The 21,726-nt window shown below is 39.5% G+C and carries 24 protein-coding genes; 21 read left to right on the top strand and 3 right to left on the bottom strand.

Translation table 11 applies throughout. From position 1 onward, the window contains the following. Window positions 1-6: 6 nt before the first annotated feature. The 8 genes from BMZ55_RS03740 to BMZ55_RS03705 all read left to right on the top strand — a co-directional run bounded on the left by BMZ55_RS03740 (window position 7) and on the right by BMZ55_RS03705 (window position 6,448). Complete coding sequence (locus BMZ55_RS03740; protein WP_052252138.1) at window positions 7-228, top strand: ATP synthase F0 subunit C; 222 nt, start codon at window positions 7-9, stop codon at window positions 226-228. Window positions 229-319: 91 nt separating this feature from the next. Then, a complete protein-coding gene (gene atpF / locus BMZ55_RS03735; RefSeq protein ID WP_039344041.1) occupies window positions 320-808 on the top strand; it encodes a F0F1 ATP synthase subunit B in 489 nt (162 codons plus the stop codon). Between the two features lies 1 nt (window position 809). Beyond that, a complete protein-coding gene (gene atpH, locus BMZ55_RS03730) occupies window positions 810-1,349 on the top strand; it encodes an ATP synthase F1 subunit delta (protein ID WP_039344044.1) in 540 nt (179 codons plus the stop codon). Between the two features lie 20 nt (window positions 1,350-1,369). Continuing rightward, a complete protein-coding gene (gene atpA / locus BMZ55_RS03725) occupies window positions 1,370-2,947 on the top strand; it encodes a F0F1 ATP synthase subunit alpha (protein WP_039344046.1) in 1,578 nt (525 codons plus the stop codon). An 84-nt stretch (window positions 2,948-3,031) separates the two neighbouring features. Next, window positions 3,032-3,889 carry an ATP synthase F1 subunit gamma gene (gene atpG / locus BMZ55_RS03720; RefSeq protein WP_089818743.1) on the top strand — a complete coding sequence of 286 codons (858 nt, stop codon included), beginning with the start codon at window positions 3,032-3,034 and terminating at the stop codon, window positions 3,887-3,889. 151 nt (window positions 3,890-4,040) lie between these two features. After that, window positions 4,041-5,399, top strand: a complete 1,359-nt coding sequence (locus tag BMZ55_RS03715) for a hemolysin family protein (RefSeq protein WP_089818741.1) — start codon at window positions 4,041-4,043, stop codon at window positions 5,397-5,399. A gap of 32 nt (window positions 5,400-5,431) precedes the next feature. Continuing rightward, window positions 5,432-5,749, top strand: coding sequence for an ATP-dependent Clp protease adaptor ClpS (locus tag BMZ55_RS03710; RefSeq protein ID WP_084060870.1), 318 nt, complete (start codon window positions 5,432-5,434; stop codon window positions 5,747-5,749). Window positions 5,750-5,791: 42 nt separating this feature from the next. Then, on the top strand, window positions 5,792-6,448 hold the full coding sequence (locus BMZ55_RS03705; protein ID WP_089818739.1) for a rhomboid family intramembrane serine protease: 657 nt from the start codon (window positions 5,792-5,794) through the stop codon (window positions 6,446-6,448). 258 nt (window positions 6,449-6,706) lie between these two features. On the opposite strand, the gene prmC is transcribed toward BMZ55_RS03705, so the two are convergent. Then, window positions 6,707-7,570: a peptide chain release factor N(5)-glutamine methyltransferase gene (gene prmC, locus BMZ55_RS03700; protein WP_089818737.1), complete on the bottom strand. Its 864-nt coding sequence runs from the start codon at window positions 7,568-7,570 to the stop codon at window positions 6,707-6,709. 159 nt (window positions 7,571-7,729) lie between these two features. Between prmC and BMZ55_RS03695 the strand changes: the two genes are divergently transcribed. From BMZ55_RS03695 to hisIE, 10 genes are all read left to right on the top strand, one after another. After that, a complete protein-coding gene (locus tag BMZ55_RS03695; protein WP_089819420.1) occupies window positions 7,730-8,269 on the top strand; it encodes a C40 family peptidase in 540 nt (179 codons plus the stop codon). A gap of 37 nt (window positions 8,270-8,306) precedes the next feature. Then, window positions 8,307-9,119, top strand: coding sequence for a 2,3,4,5-tetrahydropyridine-2,6-dicarboxylate N-succinyltransferase (locus tag BMZ55_RS03690; protein WP_089818735.1), 813 nt, complete (start codon window positions 8,307-8,309; stop codon window positions 9,117-9,119). Between the two features lie 396 nt (window positions 9,120-9,515). Next, entirely contained in the window at window positions 9,516-10,373 is an 858-nt protein-coding gene (hisG, locus tag BMZ55_RS03685; RefSeq protein WP_089818733.1) for an ATP phosphoribosyltransferase, read from the top strand. Window positions 10,374-10,384: 11 nt separating this feature from the next. Then, window positions 10,385-11,680, top strand: coding sequence for a histidinol dehydrogenase (gene hisD / locus BMZ55_RS03680; RefSeq protein WP_089818732.1), 1,296 nt, complete (start codon window positions 10,385-10,387; stop codon window positions 11,678-11,680). Next, entirely contained in the window at window positions 11,670-12,692 is a 1,023-nt protein-coding gene (gene hisC / locus BMZ55_RS03675) for a histidinol-phosphate transaminase (protein WP_089818730.1), read from the top strand. The genes hisD and hisC overlap by 11 nt, the downstream gene beginning before the upstream one ends. Before the next feature lie 2 nt (window positions 12,693-12,694). Further along, complete coding sequence (gene hisB / locus BMZ55_RS03670) at window positions 12,695-13,789, top strand: bifunctional histidinol-phosphatase/imidazoleglycerol-phosphate dehydratase HisB (protein ID WP_089818728.1); 1,095 nt, start codon at window positions 12,695-12,697, stop codon at window positions 13,787-13,789. After that, window positions 13,786-14,364 (top strand): imidazole glycerol phosphate synthase subunit HisH, encoded by a 579-nt coding sequence (gene hisH, locus BMZ55_RS03665; RefSeq protein ID WP_089818726.1) that lies wholly within the window; start codon window positions 13,786-13,788, stop codon window positions 14,362-14,364. The genes hisB and hisH overlap by 4 nt, the downstream gene beginning before the upstream one ends. Before the next feature lie 148 nt (window positions 14,365-14,512). Beyond that, on the top strand, window positions 14,513-15,226 hold the full coding sequence (gene hisA, locus BMZ55_RS03660; protein WP_089818724.1) for a 1-(5-phosphoribosyl)-5-[(5-phosphoribosylamino)methylideneamino]imidazole-4-carboxamide isomerase: 714 nt from the start codon (window positions 14,513-14,515) through the stop codon (window positions 15,224-15,226). Continuing rightward, window positions 15,227-15,979 carry an imidazole glycerol phosphate synthase subunit HisF gene (gene hisF / locus BMZ55_RS03655; protein ID WP_089818723.1) on the top strand — a complete coding sequence of 251 codons (753 nt, stop codon included), beginning with the start codon at window positions 15,227-15,229 and terminating at the stop codon, window positions 15,977-15,979. Continuing rightward, on the top strand, window positions 15,976-16,566 hold the full coding sequence (gene hisIE, locus BMZ55_RS03650) for a bifunctional phosphoribosyl-AMP cyclohydrolase/phosphoribosyl-ATP diphosphatase HisIE (RefSeq protein ID WP_089818721.1): 591 nt from the start codon (window positions 15,976-15,978) through the stop codon (window positions 16,564-16,566). Before hisF ends, hisIE begins: the two co-directional genes overlap by 4 nt. Before the next feature lie 82 nt (window positions 16,567-16,648). Here hisIE and rplT read toward each other — a convergent pair whose 3' ends face one another. Both rplT and rpmI read right to left on the bottom strand, forming a co-directional pair. Then, window positions 16,649-16,993, bottom strand: coding sequence for a 50S ribosomal protein L20 (gene rplT, locus BMZ55_RS03645; protein WP_089818719.1), 345 nt, complete (start codon window positions 16,991-16,993; stop codon window positions 16,649-16,651). Between the two features lie 116 nt (window positions 16,994-17,109). Beyond that, a complete protein-coding gene (rpmI, locus tag BMZ55_RS03640; RefSeq protein WP_027377392.1) occupies window positions 17,110-17,307 on the bottom strand; it encodes a 50S ribosomal protein L35 in 198 nt (65 codons plus the stop codon). 456 nt (window positions 17,308-17,763) lie between these two features. Between rpmI and BMZ55_RS03635 the strand changes: the two genes are divergently transcribed. The 3 genes from BMZ55_RS03635 (at window position 17,764) to BMZ55_RS03625 (ending at window position 21,720) form a co-directional block, all read left to right on the top strand. Then, window positions 17,764-18,915 carry a zinc-dependent alcohol dehydrogenase gene (locus tag BMZ55_RS03635; protein ID WP_089818717.1) on the top strand — a complete coding sequence of 384 codons (1,152 nt, stop codon included), beginning with the start codon at window positions 17,764-17,766 and terminating at the stop codon, window positions 18,913-18,915. 29 nt (window positions 18,916-18,944) lie between these two features. Further along, on the top strand, window positions 18,945-19,472 hold the full coding sequence (locus tag BMZ55_RS03630; protein WP_089818714.1) for a hypothetical protein: 528 nt from the start codon (window positions 18,945-18,947) through the stop codon (window positions 19,470-19,472). 304 nt (window positions 19,473-19,776) lie between these two features. Continuing rightward, the gene (locus BMZ55_RS03625) at window positions 19,777-21,720 is read left to right on the top strand and encodes a DUF2075 domain-containing protein (RefSeq protein ID WP_177179775.1); all 1,944 of its coding nucleotides are present in this window, start codon (window positions 19,777-19,779) and stop codon (window positions 21,718-21,720) included. Window positions 21,721-21,726: the final 6 nt, after the last annotated feature.

Here is a 21,726-nt window from a genome sequence, read left to right as displayed (position 1 = left end):
TTTATTATGGAAGAGATTTCACAAGGGGTAGGACTTATTTACGTAGGAATCGGTTTAGCAGTATTAGGCGTAGGTCTAGGTATTGGTAAAATCGGTGGACACGCAATGGATGCTATCGCAAGACAACCGGAGCAAGCAGGTAAAATCCAGGGAGCAATGCTTATTGCTGCTGGTCTTATCGAGGGTGCTGGTTTGATCGCGATTATCTTCGGAGCGTTCGTAAAATAAGAAACCTCAAAAACAAATTCTTAGCAGCGCGGTTGGCTCTGCTAAGGATTTTTTAAAATTCCATATAGAAAAAAATTAAAAAATTACAATTATGATAGAACCGGGAATAGGCTTATTGTTTTGGATGACTTTAACCTTCTTAATCCTTTTACTGATATTGGCGAAATTTGCATGGAAACCAATTTTAGGTGCTATTAATGAAAGAGAAGTTACGATTGTAGATTCACTAAACCAGGCTAAATTAGCGCGTCAGGAAGTTGAAAACCTAAAAGCTGAAAACGATATCATCATCCGCGAAGCGAAAGTTGAGCGTGATCAGATCTTGAAAGAAGCAAGAGAAATCAAAGACCGTATTGTAGGTGAAGCAAAAGATGCTGCGAAAAATGAAGGTGATAAAATGATTGAAGCAGCGAGACAAACCATTCAGGCAGAAAAATCTGCTGCGGTTGCCGACATTAAAAACCAAATCGGTACTTTATCTGTTAACATCGCCGAATCTATCTTAAAAAAGAATTTGGATAATGACAGCGCACAGGATGACTTGGTAGCAAATATCCTTAATACTTCTAACTTAAACTAAAATGGTTACCAGTAAAGTAGCAAAAAGATATGCTCAGGGTCTCCTGAATTTCACGCAGGAAAGCGGCATTACTGCTTCTGTCTTGCCGGAAATGAAAGATCTTGTAAATACCATTGAGAAATCACGCGAGTTGCAGAACTTTTTCGGTTCTCCAATCGTGGATTTGAAAAAAAAGGTCAGTATAGCCCGGGAAATTTTTAAAGATTTTTCTCCGGTTACGCGCAATCTTTTGGAGATGGTGATTAAGCACGGCCGGGAAGCTCATTTGCGTAATATCGGGCAGGAATTCATCAATAAAGTGGAAGATATGAACGGTGTACAGAGAATTACTTTGACATCGGCGACAGCACTTTCACAGGAAAATATTCAAAATATTTTGAAATCCACTGATTTAGTGAATCATCAAAATCAGTTTGAGGTAAAATCCATCATCAACCCAGAAATTTTAGGAGGATATATTTTACGCGTTGGTGACCAGCAGGTTGATGCATCGGTAAAATCGAAATTGAACCGACTGAAAAAAGAATTTCAATTAAACTAAAAGACAAAAAAAACCATAAAATGGCAGAAATAAATCCGGCAGAAGTATCTGCAATTCTTAAACAACAGCTCGCCAACTTCGAGACACAATCAAATGTAGAAGAAGTAGGTACCGTATTGACAATCGGTGACGGTATTGCCTTGGTGTACGGTCTGGAAAACGTACAGTACGGGGAATTGGTAAAATTCCAGAGTGGTGTGGAAGGTATCGTTTTGAATCTTGCAGAAGACAATGTAGGTGTCGCTCTTTTGGGTGAATCTAAATTGGTAAAAGAAGGTGACACCGTGAACAGAACCAACAGAATCTCTTCGATCAACGTAGGTGAAGGAATGTTGGGTAGAGTAGTTGACACCCTTGGTAACCCTATCGATGGTAAAGGACCAATTGCTGGTGAAACTTACGAGATGCCTTTAGAAAGAAAAGCTCCGGGTGTAATTTTCCGTCAGCCGGTAACTGAGCCATTGCAAACAGGTATCGTAGCGATTGATTCCATGATTCCGGTTGGTAGAGGACAGAGAGAGCTGATTATTGGTGACCGTCAGACCGGGAAAACCGTAGTAGCGATCGATACTATCATCAATCAAAGAGAATTTTATGATGCAGGTGAACCTGTATTCTGTATTTATGTAGCGATTGGCCAAAAAGGTTCAACCGTTGCGCAAATCGTTAAAACTTTAGAAGATAAAGGTGCTTTAGCGTATACTGTGATTGTTGCGGCTAACGCTTCTGATCCAGCTCCAATGCAGGTTTACGCGCCGATGGCGGGTGCTGCAATTGGTGAGTTTTTCCGTGACACTGGTAGACCGGCTTTGATTATTTATGATGATTTATCAAAACAAGCGGTAGCATACCGTGAGCTTTCATTATTGTTAAGAAGACCACCAGGCCGTGAAGCTTATCCAGGTGACGTTTTCTACCTTCATTCCAGACTATTGGAAAGAGCTGCAAAAGTCATTAAAGATGATAAAATTGCTGCTCAGATGAATGATTTACCAGATTCTTTGAAACCTTTGGTTAAAGGTGGTGGTTCGTTAACTGCTTTACCGATTATTGAAACTCAGGCTGGTGACGTTTCCGCATATATTCCAACCAACGTAATTTCGATTACCGACGGTCAGATTTTCCTGGAAACCGATTTATTTAACTCTGGTGTTCGCCCGGCGATCAACGTAGGTATTTCAGTATCTCGTGTGGGTGGTAACGCGCAGATTAAATCAATGAAAAAAGTTTCCGGAACCCTGAAATTAGACCAGGCACAATATAAAGAACTTGAAGCGTTCGCGAAATTCGGTTCTGACCTTGATGCTTCTACGCAAGCTGTAATTTCAAAAGGTGAACGAAACGTGGAAATCCTGAAGCAGCCTGTAAACTCTCCACTTCCTGTGGACAGTCAGGTAGCAATGATTTACGCCGGAACGGAAAATTTATTGAGAAATATTCCTATTCATAAAGTTAAAGAATTCCAGAAAGAATACGTGGAATTTTTAAGATCCAAACATCCTGAAACTATGGCAGCTATAAAAGCTGGTAAAATCGACAACGATATTACAGGAGTTTTGAAACAGGCAGCTACAGAATTGGCTTCAAAATATAATTAATTTTAGTTGATGGTTTTTGGTTGATAGTTGACGGAATTTTTCTAAAGCTAACAGCCAACAACCGACAACCAACAACTATAGTTTATGGCAAACTTAAAGGAAATACGCGGCAGGATTACTTCAATCTCTTCCACGATGCAAATTACAAGTGCAATGAAAATGGTTTCTGCAGCAAAGCTGAAGAAAGCCACTGATGCCATTGTAATGTTGCGCCCTTACTCGGAAAAACTTCAGGAAATCATTGAGAATGTAAGTTCTACAACAGATCTTGAAGGTGTTTCTACCTACACCGAAGTACGCGAAGTTAAAAGAGTACTTTATATCGTAGTGACTTCTAACAAAGGCTTGGCTGGTGCTTTTAACTCTTCTGTGATTAAGCAGCTGAACCAGAATTTGGCAAATACTGCAGAAGAAGTTGAGATCCTTACCGTTGGTAAAAAAGTTTTTGATGCCGTTCGTCGCAGCCGAAAAGTGTACGACAACCAAAGCGGTATTTTCGACGGTATGTCTTTCGAGGTAGTTTCTAATTTTGTGGAAAATGTGATGCGCGATTATCGTGAAGGGCACTTCGACAAAGTGTATGTGATTTATAACAAATTCATCAACGCAGCAACACAGGAAGTACAGACTGAGCAGATTTTGCCAATCAAGATGCCGGAGATAAAAGAGGCTTTAAACACCGATTATATTTTCGAGAAAAATGCTAAAGAAATTCTTGACGTTTTAATGCCAAAATCCATTAAAACCCAAATTTACAAAGCGGTTTTAGATTCTATAGCATCAGAGCACGGCGCGCGTATGACGGCGATGCACAAAGCAACTGATAACGCAGAAGCGCTTAGAAACGAGCTGAAAATATTTTACAATAAAGCGCGACAGGCAGCAATTACCAATGAAATTTTGGAAATTGTTGGTGGTGCAGAAGCATTGAAGAATTCGTAAAAAATCCCCTGCTTTAAATGCAAAAATTTAAGAACATCTATTCATTTAGATGTTCTTTTTTCTTTCTACTCAAAATTTATTTACAGCATAATATCTAAATCGTTATTCGCAAAAAAACGTATCTTTGTAGCAATATTTTTTAAATTTCTAAATGGATTCGGACATACTCAAGCTGTTATTAGCTGTATTCTTAGTATTACTCAATGGTTTTTTCGTAGCCGCAGAATTCTCAATTGTTAAAGTTCGTTATTCCCAAATTCAGCTGAAAGCCGCCGAAGGTCATTCCATGGCAAAGCAGGCGGAACACATTATCAAACATCTGGACGAATACCTTTCTGCCACGCAGCTGGGGATTACTTTAGCCTCTCTTGCTTTAGGTTGGGTGGGAGAGAGCGCCATGCATCACGTCATTGAAAATATGTTCCATTATTTTGATATCGCGGTGCCAGCAGCGACTGTTACTACCATTTCATTGGTCATCAGTTTCCTCTTAATTACGGTAATGCATATTGTTTTTGGTGAATTAATTCCGAAATCCATCGCGATTCGTAAATCAGAAGCTACGTCGATGGCGATTGCCATGCCGTTGCGTATTTTTTACACGATTTTCAAACCGTTCATCTGGACGATGAATAAAATGTCGAACGGCGTTTTACGTTTAATGAAAATTCATCCCGCATCCGATCAGGAAATTCACTCTACCGAAGAATTGCAGCTTTTGGTAAAACAGTCCGCAGATTCCGGCGAAATTGAAGAGGAAAACTACGAAATCATCAAAAATGCTTTTGATTTTACAGATCATTCCGCGAAACAGATTATGGTGCCGCGCCAAAATATTTCGTCTATCGATTTAGACGAACCGGTTGAAGATATTATTTCGGTAATTATGGATGGCGGTTATTCCAGACTTCCGGTGTACCGCGATTCCATCGATAATATTATTGGGATTTTTTACGCCAAGGAAATTATCCGCGAATATGTAAAAAGCAAAGGTAATATCACGCACGCTGATTTGGAAAATTTAATGCGCGACGCATTCTTTGTCGTGGGCAGCAAGAAAATTTCTGATTTATTGAAGGTTTTCCAGCAAAAAAAGCAGCATTTAGCCGTGGTTATTGATGAATTTGGTGGTACCGAAGGAATTGTAACCTTGGAAGATATTTTAGAAGAATTGGTGGGCGAAATTCAGGATGAGGAAGACGACGAGGAAAAAATCGTCGATAAGGTCGGAGAAAATGTTTTCTGGGTAAAAGCTACGCAGCCTTTGGACGAAATCAACGAAAAACTGCCGAAGATGTTCCCGCTTTCTGAAGATGGTGAGTATAACACCTTGGCGGGTTATATTTTACATGAACTGGAAGATATTCCGGGCGAAAACCAGGAATTTGTTATCAACCATTATCAGATAAAAATTCTGAAAATGCAGAATAAAAGTGTAGATTTGGTCGAATTGGTCTATGAAGAACCCAATATTTTAAGCGACCTGGAAAACGAGATGGGCGAAATTTAATTTAAAAAATACCAGTTTTTAAAATTAAAAAAATGAAAAGGAAAATGTACGAACCAAAAAATATCAGAGATTACGAAAATCCACAGCGCGAGTACGAAGAAGAAGTTGCGCTCCTCGAAAGAGAAGACGAAGTTTACAAACTCGTTTTGTGGAATGACGATGTCAATACTTTCGATTATGTCATCGAAGCTTTAGTCGAAATTTGCGAACACACGCTGGAGCAAGCCGAACAGTGCACAATTCTCGTGCATTACAAAGGCAAATGCACGGTGAAAACGGGAAGTTTGGAAAAACTCAAACCCATGCACGAAAAATTATTAGCACGAAGTTTAACTTCAGAAATTGTTTAAACCAAAGTTTCGGATTTCGAAACTTTTATTTTATATAAAAATATGAGTCCTGTTTTATTAATCATCATCGCGGCAACCGCGCTTATCAGCTATTACGCGTTCAGCAACCAAAGTATTTTCGAAAAATACAAGTTTAATGTCGGCGCCATCAAACGCGACAAAGAATATATTCGCTTGCTTTCCGCAGGATTTCTTCATGCAGATTTAATGCACCTTTTGTTCAATATGATGACGCTCTATTTCTTCGGGCCTATCGTTATTGAAGTTTTCGGAACTGTTGGCTTTTTATTGGTCTATTTCGGGTCTATTTTACTTGGAAATATTTTCTCGCTTTATCTGTACCAAAACCAATCGTGGTATTCTGCGATTGGCGCGAGCGGAGGAGTTTCCGGGATTTTATTTGCTTCAATTGCGATGATTCCTGATCTCGGATTGTACCTGTTTTTCATCCCAATCGCGATTCCGGGTTATATTTTCGGTACACTGTATTTTGCCTATTCGGTGTATATGATGCTGAATCCGCGACAGCACGACAATATCGGCCACGCGGCGCATTTGGGTGGTGCATTTTTCGGCTTGGTTTACGCGATTTTGGTGCAGCCGGAGCGTGCGTTACATAATATTTTGTTCTTAGGAATTATGTCGCTTCCGCTGCTGTATATGGCGTATCAGGTTTTCGTGAAAAAGAAAATCGGGTAGTTTAGGAGCAACAAGGTTTTCGCACCTCCCGAAGATTACACCCGCTTTCCGCTGTATCTTTTTTTCGTCCTTAGTCCTCAAAAAAGGATGCCGCTGCAATCGGGGCTAGAATTCCACATTTTTTCCCCTTGAAAAGTCCAAAAATTCAGAAAACAACCTTAATTACACCAAAAAAATTTGCCGCTTTAGCGGCAAATTTTTTGGTTTTTTATAACCATTAACCCTTAGTTTCAGCTTTCAACTCTCAACTCTCAACTCTCAACTGTCAACTGTCTTCCTTCCCCAGACAAATCTTTCATTCCCCGAAATATCTTTTACAAGTTCCACTTCACTCAAAACATCAGTAAAAAGTTCCGAGGTTTCTTTACCAAGCTTTTGGTTGATTTCCAGAAAAACCATTGCATTTGCGCTTAGATTTTTTCGGCAGTCTTTTGCTATTTTTTCATAAAAAACCAAAGCATTTGAAGTCGGCGAAAAAAGCGCCATTTTGGGTTCAAACTCTTTTACGGACGCTGCGATTTCGTCCTCTTCCTCAATACCAATGTATGGTGGATTGGAAATTATAATGTCGTAAGCTTCCGTTAAATTTTCCTCCAGATAATTTTGGTGCATAAAATTGATTTCAACATTATGGAAATCTGCATTTTTTCGAGCAATTTTCAACGCATTTTTTGAAAAATCCAGCGCGGAAATTTCGGCTTCCGGAAAATGTTTTTTCAGCATAATCGGAATAATTCCGCTGCCGGTGCCAATATCCAAAACCGAAAAATTTGGCCTTTTAGCACCGAATTTTTTTATTTTTCCAATCGCGAGTTCCAGCAACTCTTCAGTTTCCGGCCTCGGAATCAACACATTTTCATCCACAAAAAACTTCAACCCAAAAAATTCCGCTTCGCCCAAAATCTGCTGATACGGTTTACCACTTCTAAGCTCCGAAATAGCTCTTTCAAATAGGGCAGTTTGCGGTGCTGAAAGCTTAAGCTGCTTTTGTGCGCGTTGCTGAATCGTATTTAATTCCAAAAATTTTTCAGTAAAAACTTCGAACAAAATTTTGCTTTCAGCTTCGGAATATTGCCCGGAAATTTCTTTTATAAAATAGGTTTTCAGTTTTTCCAGCGTCATTTTCTGCGGTTTTTATTTTTTTAAATATAATTTCTTTTTTGCTGAAAACCAAAGCTATTTCCGGAATTCCATATTCATTTTTTAACACTCTTTTTTGCTCATAAACTGCTTCTTTTGAAAAATAATTTCAGTATTTTTGAAAAAATTGAGAGATTGAAAATGAAGAGATACCTGATGATCGCTTTTTCCGCCGCGGTGTTGGTTTCGTGCGGTTCCGCAAAACCTACGGTGGTAAAAAGAGAAGCACCAACAAAAACCGTAAAGCGTGCTGAAAACCTCAAAGTGCTGGAATCTTACTATTCCGGAAAAAACTCAGCTTTAGTAAGCGAATTAATTAAAGATGCCCATAAATATCTGGGCGCGCCGTACAAATATGCGGGAAATACCTCTTCTGGTTTCGACTGTTCGGGTTTGGTAGTCAAAGTTTTCGATGAAAACAAGTTAGATTTGCCACGCCGCTCCGAAGACCAGTCCAAAAAAGGCGTTGAAATCAAAATCAAAGAAGCAAAACCCGGCGATCTTGTATTTTTCGCAACTTCCGGCGGCAGCCGCGTAACACACGTGGGCATCGTAAATGATATCGGCCGCGACGGCGAAGTGAAATTTATTCATGCTTCAACTTCCAAAGGCGTCATTATTTCTTCGCTTAACGAAAAATATTGGAACAACGCTTACCTTTTCGCGCGCAGAGTTTTGTAAATTTGCCGCTTGAAAATCTTTATAAAATAAATAAAAACTGATGTTACAGCAAACCATAGAAAATATCTGGGATAACCGGGAATTGCTTCAAAATGAAGACAGCCAAAAATCCATCCGCGAAGTCATTCGCCAGCTTGATTTGGGCGAACTCCGCGTAGCGGAACCAACTGAAAACGGTTGGAAAGTAAACGAATGGGTGAAAAAAGCCGTCGTAATGTACTTTCCGATTCAGAAAATGGAAACCATTGAAGTTGGCCCGTTTGAGTTTCACGATAAAATGCCTTTAAAAAGAAATTATGCTGAAAAAGGCGTGCGCGTTGTGCCGCATGCAGTGGCGCGTGAAGGTGCATACATCGCGTCTGGTGTAATTTTAATGCCATCTTACGTGAATATCGGCGCTTATGTGGACTCCGGAACCATGGTAGATACGTGGGCAACTGTTGGAAGCTGCGCGCAGATCGGTAAAGATGTACATTTAAGCGGTGGAGTAGGCATTGGCGGTGTTTTAGAACCGTTGCAGGCCGCTCCCGTAATCATCGAAGATAACGTTTTCGTAGGTTCGCGCTGCATCGTTGTGGAAGGCGTTCACGTGGAAAAAGAAGCGGTTTTAGGCGCAAATGTTGTGCTTACCGCTTCCACAAAAATAATCGACGTCACAGGCGAAACGCCGGTGGAAATTAAAGGCCGCGTGCCGGCGCGTTCTGTGGTTATTCCGGGCAGTTATACGAAACAATTCCCGGCAGGTGAATTTCAGGTGCCTTGCGCGCTGATCATCGGACAAAGAAAGGAATCTACTGACAAAAAAACATCCTTGAACGACGCTTTGAGAGAAAATAACGTCGCTGTTTAAAATAGAATTTTTTTTAAAAAAAATAGCTGGTAAAATCCCATTTTTTTTGGGATTTTTTTTTAAAAAAATTATAATTTAATTAAATAGAATTTCAAAAAAAGCTACTTTTAAAGTCAAATTTTTTATTTTCTAAAATTAAAGTATCAGAAAATCAGCAGGTTATAAATAAAATAAAATTGTTTCTTGCGAGTTAAAATTTTTATTAGATATCTTTGCAGAGTTAAAAAGCATGAAAAATACATTCACTTCAATCCATCATCATCATCTCATCCAAAAGACGAGTTGATTAATTGTGGTCGAAAGTGACTAAAAAAATAATAAAAACCGTCTGAACAAAGACGGTTTTTTTTATGCAAAATTGAAAACATTTGTTCAGGCACCAATTTCCAGATTGATATGAGCAAATTAAAAATCGCAATTCAAAAAAGTGGACGCTTAAGCGAAAAATCTCTTGAACTTTTAAAAGAATGTGGAATAAAATTTCCCGATTTTAAAAGCAAACTTAAAAATTCTGCTACCAACTTTCCCTTAGAAATCCTTTTTCTACGCGACGATGATATTCCCAAATATGTGGAACAGGGAATAGTAGATATCGGCATCATCGGCGAAAACGAAGTGCTGGAACAGGACAAAAATGTGATAGTCGTCCGAAAACTTGGTTTTGCAAATTGCCGCCTTTCGCTCGCCATTCCAAAAGAAACGGACTATAGCAACCTTAGTTTTTTCAAAGGTAAAAAGATTGCGACTTCTTATCCGACCATTGTCAGAAATTATTTTGAAAATAAAAATATTTTTGCTGAAATCGTGGAAATATCCGGAAGTGTAGAAATTGCTCCGAGCATCGGTTTGGCAGATACTATCGCAGATTTGGTGAGTTCCGGCAGCACACTTTTACACAACGGTCTGAAAGAAGTAGAAGAAATTCTGCGTAGCGAAGCCGTTTTAATTTCCAACGAAAATTTGCCTGCAGAAAGCGAAATAATTCTGGAATCATTTCTGTTTCGGATTCAGGCGGTGGTTAATTCGCGCGAAAATAAATACATTTTGCTTAATGCACCAAATGAATCGCTTGATCAAATCATTAACATTTTACCCGGCATGAAATCGCCTACCGTTTTGCCACTGGCGGAATCTGGGTGGAGCAGCGTTCACTCCGTAGTGCGCGAAAATGAGTTTTGGCGAATTATCGATGAGCTGAAAAAGTGCGGTGCTGAAGGAATTTTGGTTATTCCAATCGAAAAAATGGTTTTGTAAATTCAGCAATTATGAAAAATATACTGAAATACCCGGCAAAAAATACGTGGGAAACTCTTTTACAGCGGCCTGTTCTTGAGAAAGCTAACTTGCGAAATACCGTTCAGGAAATTTTCAGTGAAGTTAGAAATGCTGGTGATTTTGCCTTAAAAAAATACTCCGAAAAATTCGATCAGGTAAACCTGGAAAATTTGGCCGTTTCACCGGAAGAAATTGAATTTGTGACAAAAGAGGTTTCCGATGAATTGAAGAATGCAATTGCGCAGGCAAAGGAAAATATTTTTAAATTTCACTTTCCCCAAAGGGAAAAATCCGTAGAAATCGAAACGACAGAAGGGGTGGTTTGCTGGCGCGAATCCCGACCGATTGAAAAAGTTGGTTTGTATATTCCAGGCGGCACGGCGCCGCTATTTTCAACGGTTTTGATGTTGGCTATTCCCGCGCAAATCGCGGGCTGCAAAGAAATAATTTTGTGTACGCCACCGCAAAAAGACGGCACCGTCAATCCTGCTATTTTGTATGCGGCGAATTTATGTGGAGTTACAAAAATCTTTAAAGTGGGCGGCGCGCAGGCAATCGCTGCACTGACTTTCGGCACCGAAAGCATCCCCAAAGTTGACAAAATTTTCGGTCCGGGAAACCAGTTTGTAACGCAGGCAAAACAGTTGTCAACGGAATACAACGTTGCAGTCGATTTGCCGGCCGGTCCAAGTGAAGTTTTGTTGATTGCCGATGAACGTGCAAATCCAGCATTTTGCGCGGCCGACTTGCTGTCCCAAGCGGAACACGGTGCTGATTCTCAGGTTGTTTTTCTGACCACAAATGAGCAAATTTTAGAAAAAACTCTAAAAGAAATCGAAAATCAATTGCTGAAACTCCCAAGAATGGAAATCGCAAAAATTGCCCTGAATAGCAGCCAATTTATTTTGGCGAAGTCCGTGGAAGAAGCAATTGAAATCAGCAATTTTTACGCGCCGGAACACTTAATTTTAGCTGTTGAAAATCCACGGAATTACGTTTCCAAAATTACAAATGCAGGTTCGGTTTTTCTTGGAAATTATACACCGGAAGCGGCCGGAGATTACGCGAGCGGAACCAACCACACTTTGCCGACGAATGGTTTTGCGAAAAATTACAGCGGCGTTTCGCTGGACAGTTTTGTGAAAAAAATGACGGTTCAGGAAATTTCGAAAAAGGGAATCCAAAACATCGGAAAAACCATCGAAATTATGGCAGATGCGGAAGGTTTAGTAGCACACAAAAATGCAGTTTCACTGCGCTTAAAATCACTTGAAAATGGAATTTAATTTAGAAAAATTGGTGCGACCACATCTAGCAAGTTTAAAATCTTACCAGACTTTGCGCGATTTTTACATGCGCGAAAAAATGACCTTTTTAGATGCTAATGAAAATCCATATGGTGAATTCAACCGTTACCCGACCGGAAATCCCCTGGAATTAAAGAATAGATTAGCTGGAATAAATGGCGTTAAAGCCGCAAATTTATTTTTAGGAAACGGAAGCGACGAACTTATAGATCTCATTCAGCGGCTGTTCTGCGAACCTGGGAAAGATGCTATTTTGGTGATGAGTCCGAGTTTTGTGATGTATGAGATTTATGCGAAAATGAATAATCTGAAGGTTGAAAAACTCGATTTAAATTCAGATTTTCAGCTGGAAAAAAATACTTTTTTGGAAAAAAATGCTCAAAGAGCAGCCAAAATTTTATTTCTGTGTTCGCCGAACAATCCAACCGGAAATGCTATTGAAAATCTGGAATTTTACATTCAAAACTTTAATGGAATTGTGGTTGTTGATGAAGCTTATATTGAATTTTCAGCACAGGATTCAGCTGTGAAACTTTTAGCAAAATATCCAAATTTAATCGTTCTGAAAACTTTGTCAAAAGCTTATGGAATGGCGGGTTTGCGCATCGGAATCGGAATTGCGTCTGAAGAAATTGCAGATTTTTTCAACCGTTTTAAACCGCCGTACAACATCAATTCAGAAAGTCAAAAACTTGCTTTAGAGCAGCTAAAAAAATCGGTGCAAATTGAGGAAAAAATTTCAAAAATTCTGGCTGAAAAAGTGCGCTTGAAAAATGGTTTAAATCAAATATCAGAAATTACAATAGTTTACACTTCGGAGGCCAATTTTTTTCTGATCGAATTTAAAGATGCTGAAAAAGCGTATCAAGTTTTACTTGAAAATAAAATTCTGACAAGCTTAAGACATCCGGCTTTAAAAAATTGTCTTCGCATCAGCGTCGGAACAGCTGAAGAAAATTCCAAATTACTAAATGTTTTAGCACAAATTTAATTATGAAAAAAGTATTATTCATCGACCGCGACGGCACATTGATTATTGAACCGCCGACAGATTTTCAGGTAGATTCTTTAGAAAAACTGGAATTTTACCCAAAAGTCATCCAGAATTTAGCAAAAATCGTAACTGAACTGGATTATGAACTGGTGATGGTGACCAACCAGGATGGTTTGGGAACTGAATCTTTTCCGGAAGAAAATTTCAGCCTTCCACACAAAAAAATGCTGAAAACTTTAGAAAATGAAAATATTTTTTTTTCAGACATTTTAATCGATAAAAGTCTTGAATCGGAAAACTCTCCAAACCGGAAACCGCGCACCGGAATGCTTCAAAAATACATATATGGAAATTATGATTTGGAAAATTCCTACGTCATTGGTGACCGAAAAACGGATGTTGAGCTGGCGAAAAATTTAGGAACAAAATCCATTTTTATTGGTGAAGAAATACTTGAAGATGCTACTTTAACTACGAAAAGCTGGGACGAAATTTATCAATATTTAAAGCAAATTCCACGTAAAGCAAAAGTTCAGCGAAAAACCAAAGAAACAGAAATTTCAGTGGAACTTAATCTCGACGGTAGCGGAAAATCGCGCATCAATACAGGTTTGGCTTTTTTCGATCACATGTTGGAACAGATTTCAAAGCACGGTAATTTCGATTTAGAAATCACAGTAAAAGGCGATTTAGAAGTTGATGAACATCACACTATTGAAGATACAGCTTTGGTTTTGGGAACATGTTTCGCGGAAGCTTTAGGTTCCAAAAAAGGAATTGAACGCTATGCTTTTGCCTTACCGATGGACGACTGTCTGGCGCAAGTGGCGCTGGATTTTAGCGGACGCAACTGGCTTGTTTGGAACGTGGATTTTAAACGTGAAAAAATTGGTAATGTGCCTACTGAAATGTTTTTTCATTTTTTCAAATCCTTTTCCGACACCGCAAAATGTAACCTGAACATTCAGTGTGAAGGAGAAAATGAACATCACAAAATAGAATCAATTTTCAAAGCTTTTGCTAAAGTTCTGCGAGATGCCGTAAAGCAAAATCAAAATAATTTCTCCATACCAAGCACAAAAGGAACCTTATGATTGCAATTATTGACTATGTCGCCGGAAATGTAAAATCTGTACAAAATGCCGTAGAAAAACTGGGTTTTGAAACCATCATCACTTCAGATTTTGAGGAAATTAAAAACGCTGAAAAAGTTATTTTTCCTGGTGTTGGCGAAGCTTCCACGGCGATGAAATATTTGAAAAACTTGAAACTGGACGAATTAATTCCGAGCTTAAAGCAGCCTTTTTTGGGAATTTGTCTCGGCCAGCAGTTGCTTTGTAATTTTTCGGAAGAAGGAAACACCAAATGTCTTGGTATTTTCGATGTGGAAGTAAAACAATTCCCCGCGACGGACATCGTTCCGCATATGGGCTGGAATAATTTGCAGCAGATGAACGGTGAATTATTAGCTGGAATTTCCGCCGAGGATAACTTTTATTTCGTGCACAGCTATTACTGTGAAATCGGGGAAAGCACGACATCGATTTGTGATTATATTTTGCCTTTCAGCGCGACTTTGCAAAAAGATAATTTTTACGGAACGCAGTTTCACCCGGAAAAATCCGGGGTTTTAGGGGCGAAAATTTTAGAAAATTTTTTAAAACTATAATTCAGGAACCTCAAAATCACAAAAAAATGGTGAAATCTTGTCGAAATAAAGTACGCAAAAAAGATTGGCGTTAATTAAACTTTTTTGCTCTTGTGATTTACTTTAAGAATAGCAGACTATTGTGCCTTTTGTGGTATAAATAAATAAAATGAAAATAATTCCAGCTATAGATATTATCGACGGAAAATGTGTGCGCCTCTCGAAAGGCGATTACGAAACGAAGAAAATCTATCATGAAAATCCGCTCGACATTGCAAAAGAATTTGAAGCCAACGGAATTCAATATTTACATGTCGTTGATCTCGACGGTGCGAAAGCGAAGACTATTAAAAACCTGAAAACGCTTGAAATTTTGGCTGCTAAAACGGCATTAATTATCGATTTCGGCGGTGGAATAAAATCAAGACAGGATTTAAAAAACGCTTTTAGTGCCGGCGCAAGTCAGGTTACGGTTGGAAGTATTGCCGTAGAAAATCCGGAAATTTGTGCCGAATGGCTAGGAGAATTTGGCGCTGAAAAATTAATCTTAGGCGCCGACTGTTTAGATCGAAAAGTTAAAATTTCCGGTTGGCTTACAGAGTCAGATTTGGACGTTTTAGATTTTATAAAGGATTATCAGAAGAACGGAATTCAGTCGGTAATCTGCACCGATATTTCCAAAGATGGAATGTTGCAAGGGCCGTCTTTTGAGCTTTATACGGAGATTTTAAAACAAACTAAAATTGATTTAATCGCAAGCGGCGGGATTTCATCCATCAAAGATTTGGAAGAATTGAAAAATATCGGCTGTTCCGGTGCAATCATTGGAAAAGCTTTATACGAAGGAAATATTTCCTTAAAAGAACTCCAAAAATTTTTATAAATGCTTAAAAAAAGAATTATTCCGTGTCTGGATATCAAAGACGGGAAAACGGTGAAAGGAGTTCAGTTTGAAGATCTAAGGATTGCCGGCGATCCCGTAGAACTCGCAAAAAAATATGTGAAAGACGGCGCTGATGAATTGGTTTTTCTGGATATCACCGCGACAATCGAAGGTAGAAAAACGATGATTGAACTGGTGGAAAAACTCAGTTTAGAAATCAATATTCCGTTTACAATTGGCGGTGGAATTTCATCTGTTCAGGATGTAGAAGCTTTATTAAAAGCCGGTGCAGATAAAGTTTCGCTCAATTCCGCGGCGGTTCGTCGGCCAGAACTGATTCGGGAAATCGCGCAGCAATTCGGTAATCAATGCGTTGTGGTTGCCATTGATACGAAAAATATTGCGGGTGAAGATTACGTATTTATCAGCGGCGGCAAAATCAAAACCGGCTGGAAAACTTTAGACTGGGTAAAAACCTTAACAGAACTTGGTGCGGGTGAAATTTTACTCACTTCCATGGATTTCGACGGAACGAAAAATGGTTTCGATATCCGAATGCTTCAAAATGTTTCAGAGATTTGTCCGCTTCCGATCATCGCTTCGGGAGGTGCGGGAAATATGGCACATTTTACTGAACTTTTTACGCAGACAAATGTTACCGGCGGTTTGGCAGCCAGCATTTTCCACTTTAACGAAATCACGATTTCTGACTTGAAAAGCAATTTAAAAATGAACAAAATAAATGTAAGATGAACTTAGATTTTGAAAAAGGAAACGGTTTAGTTCCGGCAATCATCCAGGACAGCCGCACGCAGCAGGTTTTAATGTTGGGTTATATGAACGAAGAAGCGCTGGAACTTACAAAAAACGAAGGAAGAGTTAACTTTTTCAGCCGCACTAAAAACCGGATTTGGCTTAAAGGTGAAACATCGGAAAATTATCTTTTCGTAGAAAGCATTGCGGAAGATTGCGATTCCGATGCGCTTTTAATTCAGGTAAAACCGGCGGGAAATGTGTGTCATACCGGAAGTTTCAGCTGCTTTGGTGAAAAAAATTCCAAAGGTTTTCTGTATGAATTAGAAGAAAAAATTTCGGGTAGAATCGACCAAAAATCCGAAAATTCCTACACCTACGATTTGTTTCAGCGCGGCATCAACAAAGTGGCGCAGAAAGTAGGAGAGGAAGCCGTGGAACTTGTGATAGAAGCAAAAGACGATAATGCAGAGCTTTTTAAAAATGAAGCTGCCGATCTCATGTATCACTTTTTAATTTTGTTGAAAGCAAAATCATTTTCGCTAAGCGATATTGAAGAAGTTTTGCTTGCTCGTGATAAAAAATAAAAAAATAGCCGTTTTTTGCCCAAAAAAAAGAAATCCCGCATCATAAGATGCGGGATTATAATTGATAACAAAAATTTTACATTTATTTTACTTGATCTACAATTGCTTTGAACGCTTCAGGGTGATTCATTGCTAAATCAGCTAAAACTTTTCTGTTCAATTCAATATTGTTAGATTTTAGAGCGCCCATAAACTGGGAGTAAGACATCCCGTGTTCTCTTGCACCCGCGTTGATACGCGTGATCCAAAGGCTTCGGAAGCTTCTTTTCTTTTCTTTTCTACCGCGGTAAGCATATTGCATTGCTTTTTGCACGGCGTTTTTCGCTACGGTCCAAACATTTTTTCTTCTACCGAAAAAACCTTTCGCCAGCTTAATTACTTTTTTTCTGCGAGCTCGGGAAGCTACGGCATTTACTGATCTTGGCATAATTTACATTTGTTTTTTTGAAAAGGGCGTTCGCCGTGGCGAAACTTTTTTGCACCGTTTCAGGGTTAAAATTTTTGAATTTCTGGAATCCTTATAAACCGGTTGATTTATAAAAACTACTTTAAAGCTAATTGGCGTAAAACACTTTTTTTGTCCACTTCAGCCACGTAAGAAGTTTGCGTAAGATTTCTCTTTTGCTTGGTTTCTTTTTTGGTCAAGATGTGGCTTTTGAAAGCACCTTTTCTTTTAATTTTACCGGTTCCGGTAAGCTTAAAACGCTTTTTAGCACCTGATTTAGTTTTTAATTTTGGCATTTCTTGCTGCTTTTATATTGTTATCAATTTCTTTCTGTCGCGCGCAGAAAGCACCTTGAGGGGAATTTCCACGTTTTTCAGACTGCAAAAGTACGAAATTCCGTGCAAATACGAAAAGATATTTGGTTTAAATATCTGCGGGTTTTGGGCGTGTCCGTTGGTCGCTCATTATGGCGCTCGCTGCGCTCGCGCCACCATTCGCTCCCGCCGGCCGGGCTTTCCGCTCATACTCCTCGGTCTGGCGCGGCCTTTAGGCCGCGCCGGACCTGCGGGGTAACCCCTGCTATCCCTCACGCGGGTCAATTACAACGAATTTATCTAAATCTAAATTTTTTTTAAATCCTCAACGTACTCCGATTCAGCCATTTCATAAAAAATCATAAAGTTTAAAACTTTGCGCTATGGCGGTCTTGCTTTTGATGCGGATTTCACCATACACCAAAAAAATATACGAATATGTTAGCAATGAACTTTCGCGGCCCATACCGCGTGCGTGCCGACCGCAATATGCCCGAGCCGCAAATCGAACATCCGGAAGACGCAATTGTCAAGGTTTTAAGATCCTGCATTTGCGGCTCCGATCTGCATTTATACCATGGCCTTGTTCCCGATACCCGTGTGGGGAGTACTTTCGGCCATGAATTTATTGGCGAAGTAGTAGAAATTGGTTCTGGCGTACAGAAATTAAAGGTAGGAGATAAAGTCATGGTGCCTTTTAATATTTCTTGCGGAAAATGTGCCTTTTGCAAACAGGAACTCTATGGCAACTGCCACGAATCGAATCCTATGGCTACAGCAGTCGGAGGAATTTTCGGATATTCACACACCGCTGGAGGATATCAGGGCGGACAAGCAGAATATGCCAGGGTTCCTTATGCCGATGTCGGTCCAACTGTAATTCCGGACTGGATGGATCCTGATGATGCCGTTCTCTTGACCGACGTGGTGCCGACAGGGTATCAGGCGGCGGAAATGGCGGGAATCCAGAAAGGAGATACAGTGGTGGTCTTCGGTGCCGGACCAATTGGGATTATGGCTGCAAAATCTGCCTGGCTTTTTGGTGCCGGACGGGTTATCGTAATTGATCATATTGAAGAAAGACTGGAGTTTGTCGCCAGATATGCGCAGTGCGAAGCCTACAATTTCAACAGCATTGGCGATCCCGTGGTTTTCATCAAGACACAAACCGAATCGCTCGGTGCGGATGTCTGTATTGATGCTGTGGGCTGTGAGGCAAAAGGTAACACGATGAACACGCTTTTGGGAATTAAACTGATGTTGCAGGGAGGTTCTACTACAGCACTTCACTGGGCAATAAACTCCGTTAAAAAAGGTGGAATCGTTTCCATAGTAGGAGTTTACGGACCTATCGATGCGCTGGTTCCCATTGGAAATGTAGTCAACAAAGGCATTACCATTCGCGCCAATCAGACAGCCGTGAAACGTCATCTTCCAAAACTGATCGAACATGTGAAAAACGGCATCATTAATCCGAAGGAAATTATTACACATCGGATACCGCTTGAAGAAATGGCGGATGCTTACCATATATTTTCGAACAAGCTAGATGGCTGTATTAAAACTGTTTTAATTCCGCCTACAGCTTAAGAAGTGTTTAAAATTAAAAATATCACAACATGCATACAGATGAAACCAAGCCTTCAGACTTTAAAAAAAGTCAACCGGCAGATCATAGTCATATAAAAGGTTGGGGCATAGATGCCGACCCGCAGAACGATCCCACCTATCCCATTAAAAAGCGGACGAACGAAGAACATCAAGGCTACGCGTGGGATCGGCCCGTGCAGCAAGAAACCGATGTTGAAATCCTGAAATCCGTGGAAAGACCAAACTTAACTGCAGTTTTTGGTACCGCAGCACCGCCACATGGTGTGGCCGGGAAAATCCGGGAATATGCTTTCAAGTACAGTGAATCCAGCTACGGCAGATGGCTTCCGCTTATGTTGGCGGACCGGGTTGGAGTAGTGGAAGGCATTATCGACGATTTCACGAAAGGTCATATTCCGAACGTTGCGGCCGAATTGGGCTGGCCCGGTAAATGGAAACACAACAAGAAAGGTTTTATTTTAAAAATCGCGGTCGCAGCTGCGGTAACAGCAGTTGCCGTAAGTGTCCTGAGCTCGAATAAAGACAAAAACGACTGATAGATTAATAAAACATATTTCTAAATTAAAAGAGACTTCTTGAAGTCTCTTTTTTTTGTATTTGGGCGTGTCCGTTGGTCATTCATTATCGCGCTCGCTGCGCTCGCGCGACCATTCACTTCCGCCGGCCGGGCTATTCGCTCATACTCCTCGGTCCGGCGCGGCCTTTAGGCCGCGCTGGACCTGCGGGGTAGCCGCTGCTATCCCTAACTCGGGATGCGATTTGTATTAACATTCTTGTTAACAATTTGTTAAAATTGCTTATATTTGAGAGTACACCAAAATTAAAAAATACCACAACATAGTGCCAGGAAAATACCAAAACAAAATTTCAGAATTTTTAAAAGCAGACAATGAAACTGTTGTTGGTCATTTAGCTATTGGCGTTAGAAATCAGCAGCTATTATTAACTGCAAGAGATTCTTGGTCTCATCAAGTGACATTTTTACAAGAAGCCTTGCAATATCTCCCGGAGGACTGGTATATAATTCTAGAATATCCAATTCCAAGACGATCGAAACGCATTGACGTTATACTTTTGGCTAACGAATTAATTTTCGTAATTGAATTTAAAGACAAAGAAACAAGATATACACCTGACGCTGTTAGTCAAGTTGAAGACTATTCTTTAGATCTTAGAGATTTTCATAAACAATCATCCTCACGTACTCTAATACCAATTCTTTGGGCCTCTCATGCGAACGAAAAATTAAATCAATTTTTTGACAACGGTGACTTTGTGAAACCAACATTGTTTTCAAATACACAGAATTTACATGTAACAATAAAATTCGCATTTGAGTTCTATACAGATCAAACCAATACGAAGCTAGATCCTCTTGGTTGGAACAATAGTGAATATCTGCCTACTCCTACTATCATAGAAGCAGCTCAACATCTATTTTCTAGACAAGATGTAAGGGAAATTTCTCGTTCACACGCCGGTTCAGAAAATTTAACTGATACCACAAATGCGATATTAAAAGCAATTATAGAAGCTCAAGAGAAAGATGAAAAAATCATATGTTTTATTACAGGTGTTCCTGGTGCAGGAAAAACTTTGGCAGGTTTAAATATAGTTCACAACGTTGAAAATCATTCCGGAAAAGGAGTTTTCCTTTCTGGAAACGGACCATTAGTAAAGGTATTAACGGAAGCATTAGCGAGAGATAATTCAAAAAGAAATCAGATTCCGTTGGTCCAATCAAGGAGAGAAATTGCTTTCGTTCAGAACGTTCATCAGTTTCTTGACTTCTACCACAATAATGACCAGATACCACAAGACAAAATTACTTTATTTGACGAAGCTCAAAGAGCTTGGAACGCGGAACATTCAAAAAGAAAATTTGACAGAAACTTTTCAGAAGCAGAAATGTTGTTCAACATAATGAATAGAAATGAAGGTTGGGCTGTTATTGTTGCGTTAATAGGAAGTGGGCAGGAGATTAATACCGGAGAAGCAGGACTCGCAGAATGGGGAAAAACAATAAATGAAAAGTTTCCAAATTGGAAAATTTACATTTCACCAGAACTTAAAGATGGAACATCAAATATTGCGAACTATAAGCTTTTCGAAATTGTACCGCCTAATCTTTCCATAACAGAATTGCCAGAACTACATTTAAAAGTTTCTATTCGATCATATAAAGCAGAAAAACTTTCTGAATGGGTCGTAGCGTTGTTAGAAGATGAACCTTTAACAGCGAAGGAGCTTTTACAAAATCATTTAAAAGACTATCCAATTTTCTTAACTCGCAATCTTGAAACAGCAAGAAAGTTTTTAAGAAATAAAAATCGAGGACACAGACGTACTGGTATAGTAGCAAGTTCTGGTGCCAGACGTTTAAAGCCTTTTGGGCTAGATGTAACCGCAGACATTGATGTTGCAAACTGGTTTCTAAATCCTAAAGAAGATGTTCGTTCATCTTGCTTCTTAGAATTGCCAGCAACTGAATTTGCGGTGCAAGGTTTGGAACTTGACTGGGTTTGTCTTTGCTGGGGAGATGACTTTAGGAAAATAGATATGGGTTGGTCTTTTCACGCATTTAAAGGTACTAAATGGCAACTTGAAAGACAAGATGAAAGAAAGCAGCTTATTAAAAACAAGTATCGTGTTCTATTAACACGTGGGCGAGAAGGTTTAATATTATTCATTCCAGAAGGTTCGGATACGGACCATACGAGACCACATGAAAATTACGACACAACATATGAATATTTAAAACGTACCGGAATAAAAGAACTTTAAAATAAT

Source organism: Kaistella treverensis, assembly GCF_900114045.1.
Classification (GTDB): Bacteria; Bacteroidota; Bacteroidia; order Flavobacteriales; family Weeksellaceae; genus Kaistella; species Kaistella treverensis.
This window is presented reverse-complemented; position numbering and strand designations above follow the sequence as displayed.

Coding starts and splice junctions, on each gene's coding strand:
- hisD (WP_089818732.1), top strand. CDS start 10,385: ATGAAAAATATACTGAAATACCCGGCAAAAAATACGTGGGAAACTCTT.
- BMZ55_RS03630 (WP_089818714.1), top strand. CDS start 18,945: ATGCATACAGATGAAACCAAGCCTTCAGACTTTAAAAAAAGTCAACCG.
- BMZ55_RS03715 (WP_089818741.1), top strand. CDS start 4,041: ATGGATTCGGACATACTCAAGCTGTTATTAGCTGTATTCTTAGTATTA.
- BMZ55_RS03705 (WP_089818739.1), top strand. CDS start 5,792: ATGAGTCCTGTTTTATTAATCATCATCGCGGCAACCGCGCTTATCAGC.
- hisF (WP_089818723.1), top strand. CDS start 15,227: ATGCTTAAAAAAAGAATTATTCCGTGTCTGGATATCAAAGACGGGAAA.
- prmC (WP_089818737.1), bottom strand. CDS start 7,570: ATGACGCTGGAAAAACTGAAAACCTATTTTATAAAAGAAATTTCCGGG.
- hisIE (WP_089818721.1), top strand. CDS start 15,976: ATGAACTTAGATTTTGAAAAAGGAAACGGTTTAGTTCCGGCAATCATC.
- hisH (WP_089818726.1), top strand. CDS start 13,786: ATGATTGCAATTATTGACTATGTCGCCGGAAATGTAAAATCTGTACAA.
- BMZ55_RS03740 (WP_052252138.1), top strand. CDS start 7: ATGGAAGAGATTTCACAAGGGGTAGGACTTATTTACGTAGGAATCGGT.
- hisG (WP_089818733.1), top strand. CDS start 9,516: ATGAGCAAATTAAAAATCGCAATTCAAAAAAGTGGACGCTTAAGCGAA.
- atpH (WP_039344044.1), top strand. CDS start 810: ATGGTTACCAGTAAAGTAGCAAAAAGATATGCTCAGGGTCTCCTGAAT.
- hisC (WP_089818730.1), top strand. CDS start 11,670: ATGGAATTTAATTTAGAAAAATTGGTGCGACCACATCTAGCAAGTTTA.
- rplT (WP_089818719.1), bottom strand. CDS start 16,993: ATGCCAAGATCAGTAAATGCCGTAGCTTCCCGAGCTCGCAGAAAAAAA.
- atpA (WP_039344046.1), top strand. CDS start 1,370: ATGGCAGAAATAAATCCGGCAGAAGTATCTGCAATTCTTAAACAACAG.
- BMZ55_RS03695 (WP_089819420.1), top strand. CDS start 7,730: ATGAAGAGATACCTGATGATCGCTTTTTCCGCCGCGGTGTTGGTTTCG.
- hisB (WP_089818728.1), top strand. CDS start 12,695: ATGAAAAAAGTATTATTCATCGACCGCGACGGCACATTGATTATTGAA.
- hisA (WP_089818724.1), top strand. CDS start 14,513: ATGAAAATAATTCCAGCTATAGATATTATCGACGGAAAATGTGTGCGC.
- atpF (WP_039344041.1), top strand. CDS start 320: ATGATAGAACCGGGAATAGGCTTATTGTTTTGGATGACTTTAACCTTC.
- BMZ55_RS03710 (WP_084060870.1), top strand. CDS start 5,432: ATGAAAAGGAAAATGTACGAACCAAAAAATATCAGAGATTACGAAAAT.
- atpG (WP_089818743.1), top strand. CDS start 3,032: ATGGCAAACTTAAAGGAAATACGCGGCAGGATTACTTCAATCTCTTCC.
- rpmI (WP_027377392.1), bottom strand. CDS start 17,307: ATGCCAAAATTAAAAACTAAATCAGGTGCTAAAAAGCGTTTTAAGCTT.
- BMZ55_RS03635 (WP_089818717.1), top strand. CDS start 17,764: ATGTTAGCAATGAACTTTCGCGGCCCATACCGCGTGCGTGCCGACCGC.